The organism is Occallatibacter sp. (genome assembly GCF_049802275.1).
Lineage (GTDB): Bacteria > Acidobacteriota > Terriglobia > Terriglobales > Acidobacteriaceae > Telmatobacter.
In genome coordinates this window covers 1-3,827 of record NZ_JBARMD010000575.1, presented here as the reverse complement: position 1 = coordinate 3,827, position 3,827 = coordinate 1, and the positions used below count along the sequence as shown (strand labels likewise).

Sequence of the window (3,827 nt, the reverse complement as noted above, 5' to 3'; positions counted from 1 at the left end):
CCGCCCATGCCTTTCACGCGCTTGCCGGGAATCATCCAGTTGGCAAGATCGCCGCGCTCGGAAACCTGCATGGCGCCAAGGATGGCGAGATCGATGTGTCCACCGCGAATCATGGCGAAGGAGTCGGCGCTTGAGAACGTGGATGCTCCGGGAACGAAGGTCACGGTTTCTTTTCCGGCGTTGATCAGGTCGGGGTCGATCTCGGACTCGCGAGGATAGGGCCCCATGCCGAGCAGGCCGTTTTCAGACTGCAGAGTAACCGTCACACCCTGAGGGATGAAGTTCGAGACCAGCGTAGGAATGCCAATCCCAAGATTGACATAAAAGCCGTCCTGCAGCTCTTTCGCCGCGCGGGCAGCCATCTGGTTGCGCGTCCATGCCATCGGCTCAGCCCTCCCTCGTGGTCTTCTTCTCAATCCGCTTGATGGGATGAGGAACGTGGACGAGGCGATGAACGAAGATTCCGGGCGTGTGGATCTCGTCCGGATCGAGTTCGCCGGGCTCGACGATTTCCTCCACTTCGGCGACCGTGATCTTGCCACAGCTGGCGGCGTTGGGATTGAAGTTGCGCGCGGTGCGGCGATAGATGAGGTTGCCGTGCAGGTCGGCCTTCCACGCTTTCACAAGAGACAAATCGGCAACAAAGCCGCGTTCCAGGATGTAGGTTTTGCCGTCAAAATCCTTGTGCTCCTTGCCTTCAGCAATGATCGTGCCGATGCCGGTACGCGTGTAGAAGCCGGGAATGCCTGCTCCGCCGGCGCGCATACGCTCGGCCAAGGTTCCCTGGGGACAGAACTCCACTTCAATTTCGCCGGAGAGAAACTGGCGTTCAAATTCGGCGTTTTCGCCCACGTAGCTTGAGAGCATCTTCTTAATCTGGCGCGTGGCAAGCAGCAGGCCAAGTCCGGCGCCATCCACGCCGGCGTTGTTGCTGGCGATCGTCAGGTCACGGACGCCGGTGTCGCGCAAGGCGAGGATCAGTTCCTCAGGAATACCGCAAAGGCCGAATCCGCCGATGGCCATCAGCATGCCGTCGCGCACGATGCCATCGAGAGCCGCTTTCGGGTTGGGGAAGAGCTTATTCATCAAGAGTGTCGGGGCAGTGACAGTTGATCTTGCTTCCGTCGCTTGTTTTACATGAACGACCTTATAACCGCCAAGCGGACGATTATCGCAAAAGAATGGTTTACAGTGTCCGCATGCTCTCCAGTCGCGTTTCGAGGCTTATAGCGCGCCGTGCCGTTTTGTTTGGGCTGCTGATTGGACCTCTTTTTGGCGCTTATGCATCTGGCGAACTCCGTCTGAATTCAGCGCCACAAAAATCAGGACAAGTCGACTCAATCCTGGTTCTCAAGAAGGATCATGTGATGGAGCTTCTGAGCAGAGGCAAGGTCGTTCGCACCTACAAGGTGGCTCTCGGCCGCGGTGGACTTGAACCCAAGCAGCGCGAGGGCGATGGCCGCACGCCTGAAGGGCACTACGTTATTGACGCCAAGTACGAACACAGTGCCTATCACAAGGCATTGCATGTCTCCTATCCCGATGCCGAAGACCGCAGGCGCGCCGCTACCTTGGGAGTGCCGCCAGGTGGCGCCATCATGATTCATGGCCTGCCGAATGGGAGAGGCTGGATTGGCGCTGGACAACACCTTTACGACTGGACCCTTGGCTGCATTGCGGTTACCAATGAAGAGATCGACGACGTCTGGAATCTCGTCCCCGTTGGGACGTCAGTTGAGATTCGCCCGTAGACCCAGGACAACGCCGATCTGTGGACGGGCATCGAATCGAAAAGACTATCTATTAGAGCTACAAGCAAGTAGTCTCGGCACTAGACAATGCATATATTCAGCTTTCACGTTCTCTGTCGCGCGTCTGTTTGGCGCTCAATGTTCCGGTCATTCGCGATGGTGCTCGTCTTCTTGATCGGGTGTGGTTCTTCGCACGCATATTCGGTTCTCACGCATGAAGAGATCATCGATCTGTTGTGGAACGACCATCTGCGGCCGATGATTCTGGCGCGTTATCCGGGGCTGACGGACGATCAGATCCGAGAGGCGCATGCTTATGCTTATGGCGGGGCCGTGATTCAAGACATGGGTTATTACCCATTCGGCGATCAGGAGTTCAGCGACCTGGTGCACTATGTGCGCAGCGGCGATTTTGTGTTTGAGCTCATCAAGGAGAGCCAGAACGCCGACGAATATGCATTTGCGTTGGGTGCCCTGTCACACTACACATCCGACATCACCGGGCACCCGGCCGTGAACCAGGCTGTCGCGATCACATATCCCAAGCTTCGCGCTAAATTTGGGCCTCTCGTTCTCTACGCACAGGACAAGACGGCGCACATTCGCACGGAATTCGGATTTGATATGGCGCAGGTTGCCAAGCAGCGCTACGCGCCACAGCAGTACCACGACTTTATCGGGTTCGAAGTTTCCAAAGAGCTGCTTGAGCGGGTCTTTCCGGTGGTCTACGGGATCCAGTTGAAGGACGTTCTCCCGCACGAAGACCTTGCCATCGGGTCGTTTCGCTACTCCGTGAGTTCCCTCATTCCACACATGACGCAAGTGGCTCTTCGGACTCACAAGAAGGAAATCATGAAGGAGGTCCCAAACTTCGAGAAGCGGAAATTTCTCTATCGACTCTCGCGTGCTGACTATGAGAGGCAGTGGGGCAAGGAATATCAGCGCCCCGGATTCGGCGTGCGCTTCCTTTCCGGGATCTTGAAGGTGCTTCCAAAAGTTGGACCGCTCAAGGCGCTGAATTTCAACATACCCACGCCAAAGACCGAGGACCTCTATTTCACAAGCATCAACCAGACGGTGGACAACTACGGTTTGCTGCTTAATGAGACGCGGGCCAGGAAAGTGAAGCTCGATAACGACGATCTTGATAGCGGCAAACCGACGATTTCGGGCGAGTACACACTAGCTGATGACACGTATGCAAAGCTGCTTTCGCAGCTGGCCGACAAGAAGTTTGATGTGACGACCGTCGCGCTGCAGAAGAACGTCCTCAGCTTCTACTCGAATCCGTCTGCACCGATCGATACGAAGAAAGATCCGGGCAAGTGGCAGAAGGTGCAGAGTAACCTCGAGGCGCTGAAGACCTTCACTCCCAATCCGGCACAACCGGCCGCGCCACAAACCCAATCGACCGCACAATCTCCGAGCGGCGGACTGCAATAGCGATACTTCTGCGAAAATGTGAGAGGAATGCTCTCTCTACAAAATGCCGGCAAGCGGTTTGGCCCCCGCACGCTGTTTCTTGAGGCCAACTGGCTGATCCGCAGCAACGAAAAGACTGCGCTGGTGGGCGCCAACGGCACCGGCAAATCCACACTGATGAAAGTGCTGGCGGGGCTCGAGTCGCTCGACTACGGGACGATGCAACTGACGCGCGGCATGAGCATCGGCTACCTTCCGCAGGAAGGCTTGCGGCTCACGGGTCGCACAGTTTTTGACGAGTGCCTGAGCGTATTTGACGAGTTGCGGGCGATGGAAGGCGAGATCGAGCGGACGGCGGCGCAGTTGTCAGAGCTGGATCATGCGAGCTCGGAGTATGAAGCGGCCGCGGAGCGCTACTCGATGCTGCAGGAGCGGTTCCATGTGTTGGATGGGTATGCGCTGGATGCGCAGGTGGGAACGGTTCTGACCGGGCTTGGCTTTGCCAAAGAGGACTGGGTACGGCAGGTGGATGAGTTCTCTGGCGGCTGGCAGATGCGGATCGCGCTGGCCAAGCTGCTGCTGGCGAAGCCGAACTTGCTGCTGCTGGATGAGCCGACGAATCATCTCGATCTTGAAACGCGGAACTGGCTCGAG

5 protein-coding genes are annotated in these 3,827 nt (G+C 57.1%); 3 read left to right on the top strand and 2 right to left on the bottom strand.

Annotated elements, in window-relative coordinates; all coding sequences use genetic code 11:
• Together WA354_RS19730 and WA354_RS19725 are read right to left on the bottom strand one after the other, a co-directional pair.
• A partial coding sequence (locus WA354_RS19730) for a CoA-transferase (RefSeq protein WP_472814734.1) occupies nucleotides 1-383 on the bottom strand: 383 nt, incomplete at its 3' end.
• Between the two features lie 4 nt (nucleotides 384-387).
• A complete protein-coding gene (locus WA354_RS19725) occupies nucleotides 388-1,086 on the bottom strand; it encodes a CoA transferase subunit A (protein ID WP_472814733.1) in 699 nt (232 codons plus the stop codon).
• A gap of 113 nt (nucleotides 1,087-1,199) precedes the next feature.
• On the opposite strand from WA354_RS19725, the gene WA354_RS19720 reads away from it, so the two are divergent.
• The 3 genes from WA354_RS19720 to WA354_RS19710 all read left to right on the top strand — a co-directional run.
• Nucleotides 1,200-1,751: a L,D-transpeptidase family protein gene (locus WA354_RS19720; protein WP_472814732.1), complete on the top strand. Its 552-nt coding sequence runs from the start codon at nucleotides 1,200-1,202 to the stop codon at nucleotides 1,749-1,751.
• 138 nt (nucleotides 1,752-1,889) lie between these two features.
• Nucleotides 1,890-3,194 carry a zinc dependent phospholipase C family protein gene (locus tag WA354_RS19715; protein ID WP_472814731.1) on the top strand — a complete coding sequence of 435 codons (1,305 nt, stop codon included), beginning with the start codon at nucleotides 1,890-1,892 and terminating at the stop codon, nucleotides 3,192-3,194.
• 27 nt (nucleotides 3,195-3,221) lie between these two features.
• A partial coding sequence (locus tag WA354_RS19710; RefSeq protein ID WP_472814730.1) for an ATP-binding cassette domain-containing protein occupies nucleotides 3,222-3,827 on the top strand: 606 nt, incomplete at its 3' end.